The 19147-nt window shown below is 54.3% G+C and carries 16 protein-coding genes and 1 pseudogene; 9 read left to right on the top strand and 8 right to left on the bottom strand.

The window, feature by feature from the left end; translation table 11 throughout:
- Positions 1-121 precede the first annotated feature (121 nt).
- A complete protein-coding gene (locus QA635_RS39040; protein WP_283065213.1) occupies positions 122-505 on the top strand; it encodes a hypothetical protein in 384 nt (127 codons plus the stop codon).
- Positions 454-723: pseudogene (locus tag QA635_RS39035) on the top strand (IS21 family transposase); the annotation flags it as partial. The gene QA635_RS39040 and the pseudogene QA635_RS39035, both read left to right, overlap by 52 nt.
- A gap of 331 nt (positions 724-1054) precedes the next feature.
- On the opposite strand, the gene QA635_RS39030 reads toward QA635_RS39035, so the two are convergent.
- From QA635_RS39030 to QA635_RS39015, 4 genes are all read right to left on the bottom strand, one after another.
- Complete coding sequence (locus tag QA635_RS39030; RefSeq protein WP_283065211.1) at positions 1055-5023, bottom strand: Ig-like domain-containing protein; 3969 nt, start codon at positions 5021-5023, stop codon at positions 1055-1057.
- 575 nt (positions 5024-5598) lie between these two features.
- Entirely contained in the window at positions 5599-6111 is a 513-nt protein-coding gene (locus QA635_RS39025) for a hypothetical protein (protein ID WP_283065210.1), read from the bottom strand.
- Positions 6108-6500 carry a helix-turn-helix transcriptional regulator gene (locus tag QA635_RS39020; RefSeq protein WP_283065209.1) on the bottom strand — a complete coding sequence of 131 codons (393 nt, stop codon included), beginning with the start codon at positions 6498-6500 and terminating at the stop codon, positions 6108-6110. Before QA635_RS39020 ends, QA635_RS39025 begins: the two co-directional genes overlap by 4 nt.
- A gap of 240 nt (positions 6501-6740) precedes the next feature.
- Positions 6741-8108 carry a hypothetical protein gene (locus QA635_RS39015; protein ID WP_283065208.1) on the bottom strand — a complete coding sequence of 456 codons (1368 nt, stop codon included), beginning with the start codon at positions 8106-8108 and terminating at the stop codon, positions 6741-6743.
- 222 nt (positions 8109-8330) lie between these two features.
- Between QA635_RS39015 and QA635_RS39010 the strand changes: the two genes are divergently transcribed.
- The 4 genes from QA635_RS39010 to QA635_RS41940 all read left to right on the top strand — a co-directional run bounded on the left by QA635_RS39010 (position 8331) and on the right by QA635_RS41940 (position 10324).
- Positions 8331-8462: a hypothetical protein gene (locus tag QA635_RS39010; protein WP_283065207.1), complete on the top strand. Its 132-nt coding sequence runs from the start codon at positions 8331-8333 to the stop codon at positions 8460-8462.
- A gap of 263 nt (positions 8463-8725) precedes the next feature.
- A complete protein-coding gene (locus tag QA635_RS39005) occupies positions 8726-9658 on the top strand; it encodes a hypothetical protein (RefSeq protein WP_283065206.1) in 933 nt (310 codons plus the stop codon).
- A gap of 32 nt (positions 9659-9690) precedes the next feature.
- The gene (locus tag QA635_RS39000) at positions 9691-9930 is read left to right on the top strand and encodes a hypothetical protein (protein WP_283065205.1); all 240 of its coding nucleotides are present in this window, start codon (positions 9691-9693) and stop codon (positions 9928-9930) included.
- Between the two features lie 193 nt (positions 9931-10123).
- Entirely contained in the window at positions 10124-10324 is a 201-nt protein-coding gene (locus QA635_RS41940; protein WP_425249104.1) for a helix-turn-helix domain-containing protein, read from the top strand.
- A 506-nt stretch (positions 10325-10830) separates the two neighbouring features.
- Here QA635_RS41940 and QA635_RS38995 read toward each other — a convergent pair.
- The gene (locus QA635_RS38995; RefSeq protein ID WP_283065204.1) at positions 10831-11250 is read right to left on the bottom strand and encodes a Fic family protein; all 420 of its coding nucleotides are present in this window, start codon (positions 11248-11250) and stop codon (positions 10831-10833) included.
- A 285-nt stretch (positions 11251-11535) separates the two neighbouring features.
- Here QA635_RS38995 and QA635_RS38990 point away from each other — a divergent pair, with 285 nt between their 5' ends.
- Both QA635_RS38990 and QA635_RS41935 read left to right on the top strand, forming a co-directional pair.
- On the top strand, positions 11536-11829 hold the full coding sequence (locus tag QA635_RS38990; protein ID WP_283065203.1) for a helix-turn-helix domain-containing protein: 294 nt from the start codon (positions 11536-11538) through the stop codon (positions 11827-11829).
- Between the two features lie 17 nt (positions 11830-11846).
- Positions 11847-12101, top strand: a complete 255-nt coding sequence (locus QA635_RS41935; protein ID WP_425249103.1) for a helix-turn-helix domain-containing protein — start codon at positions 11847-11849, stop codon at positions 12099-12101.
- Positions 12102-12457: 356 nt separating this feature from the next.
- Here the strand turns inward: QA635_RS41935 and QA635_RS38985 are convergent, their stop codons facing one another.
- On the bottom strand, positions 12458-13585 hold the full coding sequence (locus QA635_RS38985) for a tyrosine-type recombinase/integrase (RefSeq protein WP_283065201.1): 1128 nt from the start codon (positions 13583-13585) through the stop codon (positions 12458-12460).
- A gap of 17 nt (positions 13586-13602) precedes the next feature.
- A complete protein-coding gene (locus tag QA635_RS38980; protein ID WP_283065199.1) occupies positions 13603-13890 on the bottom strand; it encodes a helix-turn-helix domain-containing protein in 288 nt (95 codons plus the stop codon).
- Between the two features lie 1448 nt (positions 13891-15338).
- On the opposite strand from QA635_RS38980, the gene QA635_RS38975 reads away from it, so the two are divergent.
- Positions 15339-15617: a DNA -binding domain-containing protein gene (locus tag QA635_RS38975; RefSeq protein ID WP_283065197.1), complete on the top strand. Its 279-nt coding sequence runs from the start codon at positions 15339-15341 to the stop codon at positions 15615-15617.
- Between the two features lie 241 nt (positions 15618-15858).
- On the opposite strand, the gene QA635_RS38970 is transcribed toward QA635_RS38975, so the two are convergent.
- Entirely contained in the window at positions 15859-16329 is a 471-nt protein-coding gene (locus tag QA635_RS38970; RefSeq protein ID WP_283065196.1) for a hypothetical protein, read from the bottom strand.
- Between the last annotated feature and the right edge of the window lie 2818 nt (positions 16330-19147).

Here is a 19147-nt window from a genome sequence, read left to right as displayed (position 1 = left end):
GTCGTTCCGCAGGCCACGTATTCACGGGTGTCCGTTCGACCGGACGCCATCCTTCTTCACGAATAGTGACTCTATGTCGCCGGCGCCAGACCTGCGGGGGCTTTTCCGTAACGATTGCGAGGTGAGCGCGCCGACGACCGACCTACCGCTGCGGAACGCTTCATCAATTTGGAGACTTCACGACCGGCGTCCGCTCTCTCGAATGTGCTTTAAGCGCCTTGACGTCATCTTTCTCATACTCTCTCTGGTCGCTCGTTGCCTTTTCTGCCACTTTCTGCTCTCCAGATTGTTTGACGAGCTGCGTAGTTGGCAGGCGGCGATGATCAAGCGAAGGGATCTTTACTTTACAAATAGGCGCGAGGTCGCCAACCCGCCGCGCTTTCTCAAGCGCTTTGCATTCCAAACAAGGATCAAGGGCAACACACCGCAGCCGGTCGATAAAGGCTGGGCTGCGAGATCCGTGATCGCCACACCCATGCGCTGCTGCGTGTTCATTCCCGGATGACGCACCCCGGTTCTGTCGTCCTGCCGACCAGCGAACGGCCGTTCCATCCGTCGCGGCAAACCGCGGTGTTGCTGGCGAGCGCCGAGCGCATCGGGCCGCAGACCAGGGCGCTGAGCCAGCAAATGTTCGACACCGAGGGGCGCCCCGGACAGCGCGCGATGTCGGGCATTGTCAGGCTGAGCCGGAAGTATCCGGCACGGCTGGCCTCCCCGCGTTGCAGACGTGTAACCAGCTGTTGTTCATGGTACAATTCTTAATCTATGACTTCGGGGTATTTGCAATGGGCGGTGGTCGGAGGCGCTTTGACGTTGTTGTTCTTGGTATTCATGCATTTTTTGACATTGTTCGCCATTGTGTCGCACTCAACCATTGCTCTACTGATCTTAAACAAGTTGCTTAATGTACAAGTATTTTTAGATCAGATTATGCTATTGGGTACACCCGCTCTTGAACCGATGTCGGTCTATAACGCCTGTTATTTCCTCTTCGGAGCTACGGTCGGAGCACTCTCAAAAATGATAGTGGACCTGTTAAGACGAAGTGCGCCGGTCAGACATGAAAGTCGATAGCGCTCCGAATCAGATCAAAATTGTTGGCCCCAATTTGGTAATGGTCACCAATCGAGTTAGCGACTGACTCGTACGTGGCTAGGTCGTGAAGCGCAACCCTTTCTGATCCATTTGATAAGCCCGAAACGATTAGATCATCCCCCGCCTCTAAAGTTTTATATGGGACTCCAAAAGCGTTGTGCGTGAAATCCGCCAGAAGCGCTTTCTCAAGAGAATTGATGGCGACATCACCTACAGCGTCACCGCTAATATGAACATTTATAATTCTCCCGTCTGGGCCGAACGAACGGGAGTCAGTAGAGGGTAGCAAGAACCCAGGATCAGCGAACGTGACAGCTTCGAAGCGTGCATCTCCGGCGTATTGGCTCATGAATTGTTGGGCCATTGCGCTGCCGAGACTGAACCCTGTGACGTACACATGGTCGATGTGGCTGGTCGGGTCTTTGATGTAGTTCCTGAGCGCAGTAAACAGGTCATCGTACAGAAAATAATACTCATCCATCGACCACCAGTCATTCGCATCGGGGGTTCCAGCTGCAGACATCGAGGCAAAAAAGTCGGAAAGCTGACCAATGCCTGTGGTGGGCACATCGTTAGTTCCGCGGAAAGCAAGGTACAGGGAATCGTCAGAAGTTCCTACAAGGGCAGCAGCATTCTCGTGGACGTAGATTCCGTGGTCGATCCCCTTGGTCGGGAAGTTTGGATTTCCAGTCGGAGCGGGCTTAAGTGAGGACAAGTCTTGATCGCCAGACGTGAGCAAGTGAAACCCCGGTAGTGCAGAGACATCACTGTAGAGTGAATCAGCCAGCATGCCGCCTGGTGGATCAAAGACGCCTGCTTTTTCGATTCCGGCAAGATGGTATGCGGCGCCCGCGAGCTTTCCGAGGAATGGGATCAGGTCGTCATCATGAATGTGTCCTTGCGCGCTAGAGGCGAAGGGATCGATCGTTGCGCCCGCAGTCGGGTGGGACAGCGTGACGGCGAAGTCTTCTGACCGACCACCGTTTTCCGGAAGCGAGTCGCCAAAGACAGGTACGCTGATCGTTTTTGTGGAGCTGTCGCCCGGATTAAAAATTACCGTACCGCTAGGAAATTTATGTGCAGCAAGGCCAAAATCGGACAGATCGACAGAAGGAGTGAGCCCAGCAGCAACAGACCAGTCCACCTTAGTTGTATCCGTGATTGGGCCGCTCAGGGTCACCGTGAACGTGAAAGCGGTCGTCTCATTAGTGCCTTCGTTTTTGTCTGCGTCTAAATAAGCAATCGAAAATACTAAGCCCTTGTTTGATACCGAAGCCGCTTCAACAGCAATATTCAAGGTCGAATCGACTGTTCCTCCATGCCCGTCGCTCACGGTGTATACAAAGGTGTCTGTGCCTACTTTGCTTCCGGGAGAGTAAAGGTAGCTGCCGTCGGAATTGAGCTTGAGAGTCCCATACCTTCCTGGAATGGTGTGACCGACGTACGCCTCGGCACCGTTTACTTTGAGTACTTGCAAAGCGTCGTGCGCGTCTACATCGCGATCGTTCGCCAAAACACCGCTCGCCGCTGAGATACTTAGCGTCTTGCCCTTCTGCACGTGACCAAAGTCTGGAAGAGGGGCGGGCGCGTCATTTTCACCGTGGATCGTTACCGTCGCAGTAGCAGTCGAGCTGGCACCGTGATTGTCAGCCACCGTGTATGTGAATGTATCGGTCGCGGTTTCCCCGACACCTAGAGACTCGAACTTTCCATTCGGGTCATACGCGAAACTTCCATCACTGTTGTTAGTGACTTTTCCAATTGTGCCAGTCGTGTCAGTCGAGAAAGTAAACGTGTCGCTGAGGTCAGCGTCTGTGAAAAGTGCGGCCAGCGTCACTGGAAGTATGTTCGTGTCCTCGTTGGCGTCTGCGAAAATATTTGACGCGACGGGTGGATGATTGGCTGATGACTCGAAAACGAGATTAGTCCCGCCAATCCCGTCAGTCTGCACCCTGAACGTGCCGCCGGCAGTAGCACCGGTGACATGGTATTGAAATGTGGCACGCATCGTGTGGACCAGGAGTGTCGATCCGTCGAACAGTGCGGTCGTTGTGCTCGGATCGAGTCCTGCGAGACCGATAATATCGCCTGGCAATAATCCCGAGATCGTCCCTTGGAAACTTCCAGGATAGTCGAGACGCAAAGTGGACGTGCCGAAATCAGAAAACGTTACCTCGCCGGTGCTGGTCAGTGGAGAGGCGAGCTCCAGAGTCGAGCCCGCAATTATTGCTGATAGACCATTGCTCAGAGGTGCACGGAGATAGACTCCACCGCCGGTGACATCGATTACGCCCGCCTGTGGGGCCGGTTCGACAATCGGATTGAATGCGAGTTCCTGAACATTCGCCGCCTGCAAAAAATGGCCACTATTGGTCTTACTGTTGATGATTAAATCGCCCGCAAGCTCCGAAATTACGTAATTGGACCTTGCCGAAGGAAAAATAGCAACGTTAAAGCCATTGGCACCTCCCGTGAAGCTATCGAAGTTGGGCGAGAAGGGAATGCCATCGATATCATAGAACTCGTTGAGAACATTCGACTCGCCGATAAAGAAGTCACTGAACTGCGTACCCGCAACGTATTTGTTGTTTCCGTCTACAACCGAAAAGTCGTTGATGTTCACTCCGGTACGGAAATCAAACACGTGTGACACTATCTGCGAAGTACTCGATGGATCGAGTGCGTTGTCGTAGAGAACAGCCACACGCCCGTCGCCAAGCACCGCGATGCTGTCGAACAAGTGATCTGTCGAGTCAGTGGCAGTTCCGAACACGTTCCCACTCGTGTCGAACCGCACGATGTTCGTCGCTGTGTCGTCGCCATACGCAAGCACAAAGACACTGTTACTCTCCAGCTGTAGTCTCACCTTTTCCGGCGCGGTACCGGATGTTTGGAATGTGTGACGTGCGACAACACCGACAAGCGGCTGAAATATGACAAACTCAACCTGATTTCCGACGACGTTACCGTTTCCGTCGGTGATGCTCTCGTTCCACGCGATAGCGTAGAAGTTGCCGGGCGACGATTGTTGGACAAGACGTAATGATCCTGAAATCAGTGCCCCGCTCGCCGCATCCCGCTCCAGGGTGATGTGGTTTGTGTCGCTTGGGAAAGCGTTCAAATCGGGATCGATTCGGAACGTGAAGCCGTTAGTTTTTAAGAAGCCGTTGAGGTTGTACCCATTAACAAGAATGGAATCGTGACCTGAAAAGGAAAATGAGCTCGCGAGGACATATGCGCCGCCGGCCGCGGCAAAGGTCCACAGAGGCAATGATGATTCGCTTGTAAACGTCCCTTCGTTTAACGTTACGATGCCGGTAGGCGTATAATCGGTGGGCCTGTCAAAATTCGGATCGCCGCTGTTGTGATTGAACATTTCGAAGCTAATCGAATATGCGCCGGTTGACGGATTGTACTGATCCCAGGCGACGCCGTACGAGCTAAGTAAGCCAGCAGTCGTTCGAAACGGCTCGAAGATCGTATTTTCGATGATGCCGGTCAGTGGCCCCGCGACTTGAGTGTTCGGACCGGCCGAGAGAGTCCCATCCCCGCCCGTGATGAAGCTTTCATCGATATAGCTGCTGCCGCTTTGATCTTGTGTCTGGAGGATGGCGATGCCCTCAACGCTGTTCGGTCCGGTGTTGGCGAGGATCAGATTTTGATGAAGCGGATATTGGAAGAGCCTTGACGCATCCACGAATGCGTACCCATCGGTCGAAGATGACAAGGGTGGCAGTGGCAAGAAAAACGAATCTAGCTGAACGGCGTAGCGGAACAGAGTATCCGAGCCGTTGGGAGTGAATCCGTAGAAGAACTCTAGCGTGCCGGTGGCCGTGTTCACAGCTAGATTTGGAGGATAAATATGCGGTCCGGGAACAGGCTGAGACCAGGGAAACGCGAATGTCCCCCAATACGGGCTTGTCGTCATGGCGTTCGCTCCCTGCTGTTGATGCGTGCTTCCCAGGCATTCCTTCCAGGTTCACATGTCGAGGTACTCAGTTCTACGGCTCTGCCGCTCTCAAATCAGTCGCTACGCGCGACGACAATCGTTGGCACGTGCGTGATCTTTGCCGCTGTCGGACGGCGATTGCCAGCTAGTTCCCAGCTTGATTCCAGCCGCAGGGACGCACTTCCGACGTCGCTTCTGCGGTGCCTGCCGATGGCATCGACGCTGTCAGCTAACTGAACGGCGCGTTCGGTGTGCGTCGCCGTTTCGTGGGCAGCTATCAGGCGTTCAATTCCGCCTCTCTCAAATTGACGCTCATTCGTGTCGAGAGGCAAGGCATAAGCGCACGTCCGAGAGGTACTCCGTGTTGGCTATCCAACTTGCTTGTCTCTTTCCAAGATCGTTGGTCCGTGGCATTGCTTTGTACGAAACGAACAAATGTATGCGCGTGCACCGTAAGAGTGCTGCGAGACGAAACAACGTCGCCGACCTTGGCTTATGCCTTGGAAGGGGCTGCCTGAATGGCCTCAGTGTAGCTTTCGAAATGGCCGGTAGTGTCATGGATGCACCGCTGCCGACTGAAAGAACAAGAGCGCCAGCGCGGCAGCGTCGAACAGGCCTATTCGGCGATCCTCACTCATCCATGGTTTGCGGGGCGGCGGGACATACTGGTGAAAGGCCGGAATGTGCTTTGCGATTAACTCAGCTAGACTATTCTTGTTGGGGCATCCGTAGGGCTCGAACGCGCGTCGGACCTGGTCGCGCGAATACGCAAACACGGGAATGCCGCGATCACTCGCGAGTTTAATGATCGAGGCATTCAGCTTGCGGATACGTCGCACTCGCTCGGTTCCTTGTTCGGACGTGTCCTGGACGACGAGAGTGTCGGGCGCATATTGATCGAAAACTGCTGTAATGCGAGTGAGACATGTGCGGTTCTTTTGAGGGCCGCGTGTCTCACGTATCCCCCAATCGAAGGGCGACAGGTGACCTTCGAAGACGATGAAAGCAAAGCCGCGCGTGTTTAGATAAACAGAGAGGACGAGGGCGTAGCGGCGGAGCATCCTCATACAGTTGATTCTGAATGTTTCGCGTTCACCCGCTCCACGAGCTGTTCAAGAAAATCGAGCTTCAGGCGGGCTGCGTTTGAGGAATTGCCTTGAAGTTCGTCATAGAGTTCGTTGGCTCGCGCGAGAATGATCTGCCGCAGCTCCGATAGGAGCCCGGGGAACAACTCTAATGCAGGCATATCGAAGATCATCGTGCATATGAGTGCCGCTTTTAGGCTCGGCTTTCGTTTCAGCCCTTCAATTCGAGAGATGGCGGTGCGGCTCTTTATACCAATCAAAAAGGCGAGTTCCTGCTGGGTGAGCCCCCAGCGACGACGATGCGGACGAAGGTATGATTGGTGTCGGTGATGCATAGATGGTGCAAGGCCGGCCAGCAAAATGACAGGCACGCATGCTATGATCCCTCGAAAGCTCGTCTCATCTGAGACACGAAAAAGTGCCGACTCGGCACTTAGTGCAAAACTGCGCCCCTCATTCTATCTATCGTGGCTTCAGAAAGGATGGCCTATCCGGCGTGAAGATCGGGTGGAGATGGGGACATGGGGATGTGGAAGAGCGACAGGTAACGCGAAGTATCCTAGTATTCAGTTCACTTGCTTCGCTCAAGAGATCTCCCTCTTGAGGTGCGGTTAGGATGTCCCCGAAGTCCCCACCTCCCCCTTGTCCGCGATTGACGGGCTGGTAACGGGATTCACTCCATACCGTCGGCATAACATTTCGGCCTTCTGCCTCTCGACCATGGGCACGACGTACACCCCGTGAGATTTATAAGTCAGAAGGTTCAGCTTCTTGCGCAGGATGCTTCCGATCCATCGGTTATTGAGTGGCCGGTCATACTCGGCGCCGTAGCGCTGGATCATGCCCATGGTGATGTCAGCGACCGGCACGACACGTCTATTGGAAGACAACATCTGCTCCACGAGGACTTCTAGGACCTGAGCTTCCATAAGGAGGCCGCGCTCGGCAACGAGTAGGTCTTGAGCGCGCTTCGCCGCATTCCGAAGCTCGCCCTGAAGCATTCGATCGCTGACGACGCTGAGTAGCGGCAGCATGATTTGATTGATGCGCGGCTCCAGCGTCGGGTCAGCCAGGGACGGGTCGAGCTTGATCTCGTGCCGCCTGCGAAAACGATATAAGAGCAGCTTGTTGCGTAGCTCGCGCGCTTCGTCTTTGAAGGTCGGGGGGAGATTGATGGGGATATCATTGCGAAGCGGCCGAGCGCCGGTTTCTTCGGTGATGAAGCGGCTCTCCAGGGCTCTGTCCTCGTAGCGTCCCCGCGTCGCGACTATCTTTGGTCCGAAGACATGGAATGCCTGCGGGTTGAACTCGCGTTGACGATTCATGACGGTGCGCAACACCGGCATGCCGCGCACGTTGCCGTTATTGAGGATTTTGATGATCTCCGAGCGCTCGTCGCTAAAACGGAAATCAGCCTCGTCGAAGATGAGCGTTCCGCGGAACGCGTCGAGCGTGTGGAAGATCGGCGAGACCGTCGAAGCGCCGCTTGCGAAGAACGGTTTGTAGCAGAGCGAGCCGATCGTGAGGAGCGACCGCGTCTTCCCTGTTCCGAAATCACCCCGAAGGCGAAGGTACGGCAGATCGTTGAATGCGTCGTATACCCAACTCAGGAGCACATAATGACCTGCGACCTGCTCAAATGTAGGACTGAGGTCGGCATAGCGATGGATGAAGTCGATGACTTCGGAGACGAGCTCTTGCTCGTCTCCATAGGAGCGCGGCTCGGATGGGAGTAGGACGACGTCGTTTTTGATCAGATTGTTGTCGGGCGAGAACGGAGCTAGTTGGTGCCCGCCTGGCACGTCTACGCGCCTCGCTAGGGTCCAGCGTCCCGCCAACGACGTCGCAAGCAACGTGGTGCGATGTTCTGGCCTGTATATCAATTCCACGATGGTGCCGTCTTCGAGCACATCGGAGACCGCTGGTCTGACAGGGCGCTGCTCGGTGGTCCCTCTGCGGATGGCATCATCATTGTTCATGCGTCGAATGATCGCCGGCTAGATCGAACTCGGCGAGGCCCGGAGTTGTATCTGCGCTGGTACATTCACGAGCCTTGGTCGGAACATCCCCAGCATCTACGCTGGACGTGTATGGAAGACATAACAGTACATATTGGTTGGGAGTATTTTGTCGGACTCTTGAGCGCTCTCATCGCCGTGGCGTGGTACTCGAATGGCAGGTTTACTGCGCTCGAAACGTCGATGGACTGGGTCAAGAACATGCTGCTGGATCTGAAGAAGTCGATCGATGACGCCAACGCCAGGGTGCATGGAGAGACATCAAGAGACGAGGCCGACGAGCGCGAGCCGCTCAAACAGCAAACTCTGTGGTGAAGCGATCAGAGAGCGCGCTTCATTGATTGTGTAAATCGGAACCCCAAAACAACAGCTAGAAGTCCGAATATGACGGATGCGCCGGGACCCTCGGCTAGCTCGATGATCAAACCTCGGGCCGAATTCTCTTAAAGCTCAGGATTTCTAAGGAGCGACTGTTCAACGTTCGATTGTGAGCTGCTTCATAAGAGGCCATGGGTTCCCTGAACTAGAATGCGTACTCACGCCAGGAAAGGTGTGAACGTAGACAGGGAGGCCTTACCATGTCGAAGAACGGAATAAGCAGTCCGGTTCCACCGTCGAGCCGTCCGCACAAGGCAATAGAGGATCATCAGGCGAAATTCGCTGAGATAACGGCCAAGACGCCGGTGGATCAAAATTTTCGAAATGCTTTCATGCAAAGCAAACTGCGGATCGCTCTCACGCATCCCCATGTCGACTTCGCTGCGCGCGACCAGGCGGTCGCGAGTTTAGTTGAGCGCCTGGGTCCTCAGGCTGACGAACTGAAGAAGCCGCCCCCGCCTGGCGGAGTGGGGTATGGCATCTTCTACACCACACCCTTCAAGACGGGTTGGGGTCGCGGTACGTCGTTCGCTTGCGATTTCGCGTGTCCATCGCCGCCAGGCGGCAATGTGAACACCTGGCTGTACCTCACGGCCACCAACCGGTCTGGGCTCGGTGTGGAGGCGTTTGTTGCTTATAACGCTCAGGGCACGCCTCACTTCCGGGTCTTCGATTGGGCTCGGAACGACCACTGGCAAACAGACATTCCCTTCACATCCCTGGCGAATTATCTCACGACAGAATCCGCGCACGGCCATCCGTACCCGGTGCTGCCGGTGTGGAACAGTACTTGGTCGATCGGAACTAATAAGTATCGGAACCAGGCATTGCTCTACAACCACGCTCGCGGTGGCTGGGATTTAGTCTATCAATACGACTATGATGCCACCGATGCCCAACAGAAGACGGGCTTTATAGGTTCCTGGGCTCCAATTGTGGAGACCTTTCAGGCAGCCTATCTAAACACCCAGCCGATGGGAGCGCTCGGCGCGCAGCTGATCAGCGCAGACAACAACGGCCACTGGGGTAGCTGGGCGCTGCTGGCCGCGTCGAACTCGAACCTGCGAATTGATAACCTGGGCTTCCATTTAGTGTTCCTCGACCCCAACTACGCCTTTATCGTCAACAGTTGACCCGCCGCGGTGCGGCGGAAGGAGAAGGTAGTATGCCGGTTGATCCTGGTCCTCCGCCGACGCCGCCGGCGATTGAAGAGACCCAGAAAACATCCGATGCGCCGATTGTTGATATGCGCGATGCCTTTGCCCGAAAGACGCCTCAGACAGAGGAAGACCTCGCCCAAGCGCGCGCCTTCATTGAAGGAAAGATCGAAATGATCCGCCGTGATCCGCATATGACGCCTTCAGAGAAGGCGGCAGCGATCGCGGACCTTCAAAGTCGGCGGTAGAGGCGGACACATCAACCGCGCCGCCGGTGTCGGCGGCGCAGTGGGCGTGCGCCTCGCGCTTTGAGGTCATTCTGCAAATTCTTGGAAATCACGCAGCGATGGGCAACGCCTTTCGCTCGGTAACGGACAAAATGTGCAAACACGGCAATTTCTCACGTCTCCCGACATTCTATTGCCGAGTAGAATCGTACATATGGAGACAAACGACAAAGGGGAAATAGAGCTCCTCACGGTAAAAGAAGTAGCGAAGCTTCTGCGATTGTCTGAATCGAAGGTTCGCGATCTACAGTGCACTCGCCGCCTACCATTCATCAAAGTCGGGGGCGCCGTGCGCTTCGAGAAGCGTGAGATCATAGAGTACCTGAAGCGGAAAAAAGTAGCCGCAATACTCTAATACTGAAGTGCCTATGAATCACAAAGCCGCCTTCTCGGCGGCTTTGTGTGATCGTCTGTCTCCCAGCAGTTCTGCCGTATGGTTCTTTGTTGATAATTCCGCATGCGTCTGGTTCGAAAACCGGTTGCCCACGGGTTGCCCAAGAACTACTGGAAACGACGATTTTCGTATGACTCGTGCGAGGAATTGATCATCTGGCTACGAGCTCATATGTTATTCATTTAAGCCAATAATCGAGAATTACCGGGCTCGTTTGGCGAGATCGGAGAACTTGTGATTGCGGGTTCGATTCCCCGTAGGGTCACAAGAACCGAAAACGTTTCGATTTTGCAACAACGTTTTCGGCGCTTAAACAAAGAATTTTTTGACCCGGTTTTTCTCGCGGCGTGCCGCTCGCGCACAAACACGCCCCCGTGGTTGCCCACCGGTTGCCCAAAAATGTGCCACTCGTTTTGAGACACTGCTCCCAAGGGATATTGTCTCCGTATCAGACTGTAGTGATCGCACTAAGCAGCGCGACGAAGATCCTGATCAGAGTCGACGGGAAAAAGAACTTTTTGCACTAGTCTTAAGATGTCCGACATTGACAACAACTTCTCTTTTTCGATCGCAACGGCAAGCTCGTCGAGACTTATCACTGATGTTTGCGGCTCCAGGTTATTCACATCGCAGTAAACGCGAAACCAAAGTAGAGCGAGACGCTTATTCCCATCTGTCACTGGATGGTTCTTGATGATGTAGCAAAGATACGCCACCGCTTTATCTTGTGGCATTGGATATCGTTCCAGTCCGAAATAATTGGCGTGGACCGTTTTGACGACAGTATCAATGGATGCACGATGTTTATCGTGCAGTGGGAAACTGACCTGTCCCTGCTTATGCAGCTCGCTGTACGCGTCGCACAGCAGTTTGGAGATCGGGTGCATCAATTTGTTTTTCGCCTCTGTCGTATTGGCGGAGCGAATCTATTTCACCCTGGATGCTTTGATAGGCGTCCGAAATGACGCTCTCGTTGACAGTAGAAATGACATGACGGACTTCGCTGCCGCCGTTGAAGTAATTCAATATTGCTGCCCACATACGTCGGAGTATAGCCGATTTAAATGTCATAAGCCAGTTATGCGTATGGACGCGTGTACAGGGTATGAATTATCTAACGGTTGCGAGAACCGCACAGATCGTCACTTTCCCTGCACTGCTCCTTGCTGACAATGACTGCGATCAAAGAAGATTCGGTTGCCAACAGGTATCATCAGCCTCGCACTCGACTTGCAATTTTCTATTACGAGCTAGAATCGCCTCATATGGCGAAAAATGGAGAAGTCGAGATAGAACTACTCGATCTCAAAGAATCAGCAGCGTTTCTGAAAATTTCTGATTCCTCATTGCGGCGCTTGCAGCAAGGTCGCAAAATCCCTTTCTACAAAATAGGCGGCCTCATCCGATTTAGTAAGCGCGATATTGTTGACTACTTGATGAAGCAGAGGGTTGCGGCGCTCTTCTGAAAGCGTAAAAAGTGCAAATGAGGCAATTTCTCGCGTCTCCCATGCTTCGATTACGGAGTAGAATCGTAGGCATGGAGACAAACGACAAGGAAGAAATAGAACTTCTCACGGTAAAGGAAGTAGCGAAGCTTCTACAGCTATCGGAATCAAAGGTCCGCGACCTACAGAGCACTCGTCACCTACCATTCATTAAAGTCGGTGGCGCCGTGCGTTTCGAGAAGCGTGAGATCGTAGAGTACCTGAAGCGGAAAAAAGTAGCCGCAATACTCTAATACTGAAGTGCCTATGAATCACAAAGCCGCCTTCTCGGCGGCTTTGTGTGATCGTCTGTCTCCCAGCAGTTCTGCCGTATGGTTCTTTGTTGATAATTCCGCATGCGTCTGGTTCGAAAACCGGTTGCCCACGGGTTGCCCAAGAACTACTGGAAACGACGATTTTCGTATGACTCGTGCGAGGAATTGATCATCTGGCTACGAGTTCATATGTCATTCATTTAAGCCAATAATTAAGAATTATCGCGCTCATTCGGCGAAATCGGAAAATTCACGAAAACAGGTTCGATTCCCCGTAGGGTCACAAGACAAACAATCTGCGTTTCCCGCGCGACGCTACGATTTCGTCGCTAGAATCAAGCGTATTCTGCCGCAGAGTTTTCTTGACGCGCAACGCTCCTTTGGATCTCTTGCCACCGGTTGCCCACGGGTTGCCCAGAATCCGTCGCCATCATCGTCTTTGGGTTCAACATCTCGATCGCGGCCCGCAGCGTGGACGGCGCCACATGGGCGTATCTCATGGTTGTTGTTATCGTGGAGTGTCCCATTAATTCCTTGATTGCCGGTAGGGGCACGCCGCGCATCGCGAGGTGAGAGGCGAAGGTGTGGCGAAGCGTGTGCCAGCCGATGGCTCTAAACCCAGCCTTCCTACAGAGTTTGCGGATCGCGTAGTGCATTCGGTAGTTAGTGAACGGGCGACCCTCCGAGCCTCGGAACACGTACCCGGTGTCCTTTTTACGTCGGTACAGCATCGTGTACACATCAATGTCGAGCGGTATATGCCGCGTGCGGTTATTCTTTGGGGCAACAAGCGTCTTCCCACGATCATCGTATGAATGTCTGACCGCAACGGTGCGAGTGAGCCAATCGAGAGATGACCACTGAAGGCCTCTGAGCTCTCCTTGCCGCATACCTGTCCGCAGCGCCGTCAGAACCAGTTCACGCACTAGGCCATTCGCCTGGGAAAGCAGCAGCTCACACTCTTCCGGCGAAAGATAATCAATTTCGGGCAGCGCCCTTTTTGGCCATTTGATCTTCGGTGGCGCTTCCTCAAGCTCCAGCCACTCATATGCGGTGAGCAAGCACTTGTTGAGCACCGTCAGGCGATTCGTGATTGTCTTGTTTGTGTACCCTTGCTGGACCTGCTGAGCTTTATAGCGTTCTATGTCATGCCCATTGATTTGTCCAAGCGGCTTGCGACCAAAGAATGGCAGCAGAGACGAAGATAGAATGTACTTCTTCGACAGTTGCTCAGAATACTTGTTGTTCGGTCTTACATAGTCCTCGAACCATTTCACCGCGAACTCGGCAAAAGTCTGGTCCTTCGATCGTAGCGCTCCGATATCTATCGAATCGCCACGTGCTAGCTTTTGTCGCAAGGTAGCTTCGTACGCCTGCGCTCCGGCCTTTGTGTTCTCAGGACTACGTTTTCTATATCGTGTGGAGTTGACCGTGAAATCGACCCACCACGAGCTTTTCATCATTCGTACTGTCATATCCGTTATTTATCGATTGTTTCGATCCGCTGCCTCGCCAAATACGAAATGACGTCGTGCTTGGCAAAACGAATGCTGCCGCCCACTTTGAGGAAGGAAATGCGTCGCCGCAGTTGCAGGCGTCGCACGCTAGAAGTGGAAGTTCTCAGTAGGTCGGCCACTTCAGCGGTGGTCAATAACTCAGCATCGGCTCTGAAACAGTCGGCAATTTTCAAAGAACCATACGGCGTCGGCGAATTATCGTCTCCGACCGGTATTTCAACTCTACCATCATTGATGCGATGTTTGAACATGCAGGCATGTTGCACGGCAATTCGGGGGCGACCCAGACCCGAAGTCGTGCCAACTTCGCTGCAAGATGCGTTGAAAAAGATGGAGCCGGGAGTCGATGAGGACGTTAGAACTTTGACGAGTAAATGTGCCGAGTGGGCACAAGAAGGGCGGCGCGACCTGCAAACCGAAGACGATCAGCGCATCCTGTGTAACAGCGCGAACGCGACTTGTATGATTACTATGAGATCCTGCAGCAAGCGAGTACGGTACAGATCGTACGTAGATCCATCTGGCTCAACGGGACCAAGTCTTCTCTGAACAATATCAGTTCGGTGCGCACAAAGAGCTGGGAGAGACGACAATGGAGCGTCGACACAAAGCCGCATCGGATATGGGAGAGCACGACAAGGCGCCTCCCCCATCGAGATTCTTGGTACGCCAGGGGTCTACGGGCTGGATGGTTTACGATCGGCAACGTAAGGGGCCAGCAATGATTGGGACCAGCGTAGCGGTCAATCTGACGAAAGAGCGAGCAAGTCGCATCGAGCGAATGCTGATAGCTGAAGGCGAGGGCAAGCATTCAAGTTGAACGAAGCCTGCCGCCTGGCGCACTCGATGATGATGGCATGGCTTGTCATGCATCTCCAACGATACGCTCGCGTTATCAGATCATCCATAGAACCGCCGATTCCGTGTATGTTTACTTCTTGCAGGCTAATTGGACTTCGCAGTGCCGTTGCCCTCGGCGCTGCTGCCTTGGCGGCGGCGGCCCTGTCGTGCTCTCTGCACAGCAGGGCCGCTTGCTGCGCCCTTGATGTTGAGGTTAAGCTGACCAACGGCGCGGGGCACGCTCAGCGGAATAGCTTCCGGACGCTGAGGGTCTGCGGCCTTCAATGTAGAGAAACAAGCCTAGGCTGGTCGCCATCGTCGTGGCCACCGATGGCGCATTCGCGTTTCGTCTCGATCAGCGGAAGAAAGGAGTCACTTGCAGAATCGCGCCCTATCTTATTTGCCCGACTTCTGGCGCGAAGACATCGTCACAGTGCGGGCACACGTCTCTGAGCCGCGACTTTCCGCATTCTTCGCAAAAAACTGTTCCGCAGTTCGGGCATTTATGAATAGCATCGTCAGAGTCGCTGTTCCCGCAACGGGGACATTTTGAAAAATAGTGCGTTCTCGGCTCTTCCAGCATGGCCTACGCGATCTCGACCCGATTAGTCCTGCACGAACTGAGGTGTGCCCTCCGCGCGCTGATACAATGGCAACATTGAGGGCTTCGCTCTCAACAGCACAGTACGCGACGAACGAACTATCTCGCTTCTCACCCGACTGTGCTCTCTCGGCTTCAAATTGGTGCGTTTCGTACAGAAGACCATGCTGTTCCGCTTGATTGAAAACGCTTGACGGATACTCTCACCATCACAACGATCGACATCGTTGGCGCTAAAGCTGCATGGGAGACTTTTCAGTGCGGGAACCGCTACTCGATCTGACCGTCGATGACATTGCGCCATCGGGTGCGAACCTGACCGTCTATGACGAGGAGCATTTGGCTACATACTGGCGGCTGCTTGACGCCGATGCTGAGGGTGCAGATTGGCAGGAGGTTGCGCGCGTCGTTCTTCACGTTGACCCTGCCCGCGAATGGGACCGGGCGCGTCGCGCTTTTGATAGCCATCTTGCCCGGGCAAAGTGGATGGCAGATTATGGATATCGACAGCTGCTCCGCGGCGGTGCGTTGGGTTAGCGCTTCGTTTGCGCTGGTCGTAAGCCCGGGCTTCGTGAGCGCGGTCCGGCCTCGTATGTGCGATCCAACTGTTTATCTCTTCGGAAGTGTCCCCGAAAGGGGCCTCTAAAATAGGGACGCCGTCGCTGCCGATAATTCCCAGGAATTCACCAAAACCGAACGCCATCGACTACTCTGGAGGAATATTTATGCGTGCACCGAGTGAACCGGAAATACGAGCGCCTTTGGTGAGGGGCGGGACCTAGGCAACCACCTTCTTGCCAATTCCGAGATGTTTTTCGATCACTGCGATACGCTCGAGCGCGTGGTCGATCTCCTTGCGGTAGCCGGAAATGTTCTCGACCTCTCTTCGAAGATCGTCGAGGTCATGACGAAGCGTTCTCAATTCGGAATGAATGTCACTGAGCTCGCGATCAACGCGGGCGAAGCCGGCGTCGACATTCTTCTCCAGTCCGTCCACTTTCTTGTTTAGTCCACTGATCTCGTTGCGAATCTCTGCTCGAATATCCTCTCCCTCTTCTTTGATAAGCCGGGCAAGCTTGTCGAAATCGGATTCCTTTTTTGCCATATCGGGAAGTATAGCATGGGGCCTATTGTCATTACCTTTCAGCTGCTTGCTTGAACTGATCGAGGCTGGACGCAAAGGAAGGCAGCCGCCGATAGGTGCCATCCGAGTAGCGCTGGTAGCTTTGCCAAACGTGCGAATCGGCATCGGGGTCTCCGAAGTGCACTAATCCATCAAAGGCCCAACCGTCGTCAGGATTGACGCCAAACCAAACATCGCAAAACCGCTGTCCCTGATCGTTGACAAGCTGCACGAGCCAATCCGTTTTGCCGTGGTGATCGCGCGTGTCAAATCTAAAGGCTGGCGTGTAGGAGAATAGTTGCGGCATCAGTCGCTGGTTAAGTTCGCGCTCCAAGGCAGGCCACGCTATGAAGTCAACCTCCGCCTCGTTCTCATCTAAGACGCGGACGCCTGCCGGGCGACCGTCGACGGGACCCCAGCGGACTCTTTGCGGGACGATCATGCTGTTTGCCATGGCCGAGAGCCTACAACATCCGGGTGATTTCCGAGTGAAAGTTGTACACGATTGAATTGAGGTGCACGCGCAGCGCTTCTCGGATCGCCAGTGCGCAATCACCTTTGTACGACACGTCTATCGCAATTACAGTGTTCAAGTCTGCTCGGAGCTAAGGGATGCGCATAATGTTGCATCGCTTCGTGCCGGCGACCCGTTTCGTCGATACTTGCGAATGGCGCGCGCCGAGGAGATGCTACCCATAATCACTGTGGCGAGCCGCTAGAGGACTATGATCTTATCGAGAGGAAGCTGAAGTTCTGTCGCCCGTTCTTTGCGATCCGCTTTTTGGAATTCGTTCTCTCGCCGCTCCCATTCAGTAAGTTCTTTGCGAGCGGCTTCGCAGAGACGATCACGCCGCCCTAGGGTTGGTTGATTGTGCTCGGTCATGGCGTACCCCCCATGACGTAGATCGGGTCAATGACTGGTTTCGAGCGTGGGGCGCAGCGGGTGTTCGGTCAAGGCCTCATTTGCGCAACCGTTATGTTGCTCGCAATGTCTGATGTCTGTCCGTTTCGTACGGAGTGTCCGCGCCGGTCATGCAAACGAACTGTCAAACAATCCGAATTCTAGTCCTCGGTCCCGTGACACGCTTTTCATATCTCAAATGGGAGATGACGCGCACCAACGCGGAATGAGAGATCATCCGTAGCTCATGACTAGCTGCTGCAATCGAACGCGTGAGGCAAATCCGCATGCGAAGCTTTCTCACCGTTGTCATGGTCGTAGCGGCCGTACTCTCACATTCTCAAGCATCCGGAGTCAAAAACGAGCACGCCGAATGCCAGGCGATAAGCAAGAAGAAAGGAGCGTGCGCGAAGGGCAAAGAGAATTCCGAGCGGTCGGAATGCATCGCCCGAGTGGATAACGAAATCGTTTGCTGCGCGTACGCAAAGACGGCCGCCGGCAAGACGGGGCCGGCAAGACGTTTCGTTGTCGAGCGCGACGGGGATAAATGCATAGGCGTGATCGAGTGCCCGAAGAATCCGGGAGAGTGCAATTCTGCGTGCAATCCCGGCGCATGTCTTTAAGATTCAATCATTGCCAAAGCCGCCCATTGAAGCGTGCTCGATCGGAATTCGCGATCGACAGATTTTTACAGATGCCAAAATCCAAATGACACGATTTGTTCGGCTCGCCTAAGCCTGTTTTGAGTAGTAATTTGGAACGAAATAGATGATTGCCGTACTCAGTATCGTGAGTGTCGTCGCGGGCTCCGCGCTCGCGTATGTAGCAAACTGTCTTCAACCTAGAGCGCGGATCTTAGAGATCTGCGCAGGCCTGTTGTTGATTCTCGGTCTCGGCTCCTTCGGAGCAAGTTTGCCAAATGTCATTAGTAAAGGGACCAGCAGCCAGTCCATCGGACAGAGTATCGGCTTTTCAGCGGGCTCAGGTGCACGCGCGTTCGTCAACGCGACTAAGGGAAGCGACGCTCACAAAGCCCGCTGGAGGCAACGGGGCGCAGTTTGTACAAGCGCCTGCAGTCTAAAAAGCTATGTTGCCGCTGTGGTGTTGTTCACCACGAGATGAAGAAGAAAAAGGTATCAAGTATACGGGCAATGAGTTTACCTATTGATGTCCCCATATTTGCGTTTTCTGGCACTGAACGTGCTTACGGGGATCATACACCAATCTGCGCTAGCAACTAGCGGCCGAGGGCTCGACCGTAACGCCATGCGGCAAACCCGGCCTGAGTGCAAGCGTAGCCGGTGCGAGCTAACACTGGAAGACCGGCACCATCCGTGCCAACAGCAACAAGTGCTCCGCCCGCGAATCTCACACCGTTCCAAGCAAGATTGGCACTGGTTACGTATGGGTTCTGCCGAACCTGCCGGTACGCTTGCACATACTGCCGGTTTTGTTGCCGGTAGTAGCTCTGTGTCGCCTAGGGATTCCAGTTGCCTGCTGAAGGCGGCCCCTGGGGCGCGATAACGGAGCGCGAGAGAGGCCGCGGAACAGCTGCTGGCGCGTACCGGACGATCGTCCCGCCACGATAGATGATAGGCGCACGCTGCTGGGCATCGGCGGTACTTGGCGTTGCTGCGACGAGCGCACCCAAGCCGACGGCGATCACGACGGACTTGCTGGACATTTCATCCTCACAGTTAAAGCGCACAATCTGCGAAGCTCTCGTAAGAATTGCAAGCGGGTACGGCACCGCTTTCCCGCGTCATGTATAGCAGGACGCACAAATTCTGCCGGTCATTGCAAGCAAACGCACGATGCGAACGCGAATACAAGTCTAATCTCGCCTGCGACCGGAGTGGGGTACGCGAGCTGGTCACGCCGCGCGAAGCGAGCCATCATGAAATTGACTTGGGCGCGTAGCGCAGAATTGCACACACATCGGTCCGATCTGTACGAAGTTTTCGGTGCGATAATGGACGCCAATCTGTCAAATAACCCAGCCTAGACTAGCCCAGCGGCCCATCAACGCGTGAGCGGGCCTAG

The organism is Bradyrhizobium brasilense, from assembly GCF_029714345.1.
In the GTDB taxonomy this organism is placed as follows: domain Bacteria; phylum Pseudomonadota; class Alphaproteobacteria; order Rhizobiales; family Xanthobacteraceae; genus Bradyrhizobium; species Bradyrhizobium australafricanum.
Note: the sequence above shows the minus strand (reverse complement) of the source record. Positions and strands in the feature narration are given on the sequence as shown.

What these genes read in the sequence shown, in the direction of transcription:
- QA635_RS39030 (WP_283065211.1), bottom strand. Translation starts at nt 5,023, where the DNA reads ATGACGACAAGCCCGTATTGGGGGACATTCGCGTTTCCCTGGTCTCAG.
- QA635_RS39025 (WP_283065210.1), bottom strand. Translation starts at nt 6,111, where the DNA reads ATGAGGATGCTCCGCCGCTACGCCCTCGTCCTCTCTGTTTATCTAAAC.
- QA635_RS39000 (WP_283065205.1), top strand. Translation starts at nt 9,691, where the DNA reads ATGCCGGTTGATCCTGGTCCTCCGCCGACGCCGCCGGCGATTGAAGAG.
- QA635_RS38970 (WP_283065196.1), bottom strand. Translation starts at nt 16,329, where the DNA reads ATGCCGATTCGCACGTTTGGCAAAGCTACCAGCGCTACTCGGATGGCA.
- QA635_RS39010 (WP_283065207.1), top strand. Translation starts at nt 8,331, where the DNA reads ATGGACTGGGTCAAGAACATGCTGCTGGATCTGAAGAAGTCGATCGAT.
- QA635_RS39005 (WP_283065206.1), top strand. Translation starts at nt 8,726, where the DNA reads ATGTCGAAGAACGGAATAAGCAGTCCGGTTCCACCGTCGAGCCGTCCG.
- QA635_RS38980 (WP_283065199.1), bottom strand. Translation starts at nt 13,890, where the DNA reads ATGTTCAAACATCGCATCAATGATGGTAGAGTTGAAATACCGGTCGGA.
- QA635_RS39015 (WP_283065208.1), bottom strand. Translation starts at nt 8,108, where the DNA reads ATGAACAATGATGATGCCATCCGCAGAGGGACCACCGAGCAGCGCCCT.
- QA635_RS38995 (WP_283065204.1), bottom strand. Translation starts at nt 11,250, where the DNA reads ATGCACCCGATCTCCAAACTGCTGTGCGACGCGTACAGCGAGCTGCAT.
- QA635_RS41935 (WP_425249103.1), top strand. Translation starts at nt 11,847, where the DNA reads ATGAGGCAATTTCTCGCGTCTCCCATGCTTCGATTACGGAGTAGAATC.
- QA635_RS38990 (WP_283065203.1), top strand. Translation starts at nt 11,536, where the DNA reads ATGACTGCGATCAAAGAAGATTCGGTTGCCAACAGGTATCATCAGCCT.
- QA635_RS38985 (WP_283065201.1), bottom strand. Translation starts at nt 13,585, where the DNA reads ATGATGAAAAGCTCGTGGTGGGTCGATTTCACGGTCAACTCCACACGA.
- QA635_RS41940 (WP_425249104.1), top strand. Translation starts at nt 10,124, where the DNA reads ATGGAGACAAACGACAAAGGGGAAATAGAGCTCCTCACGGTAAAAGAA.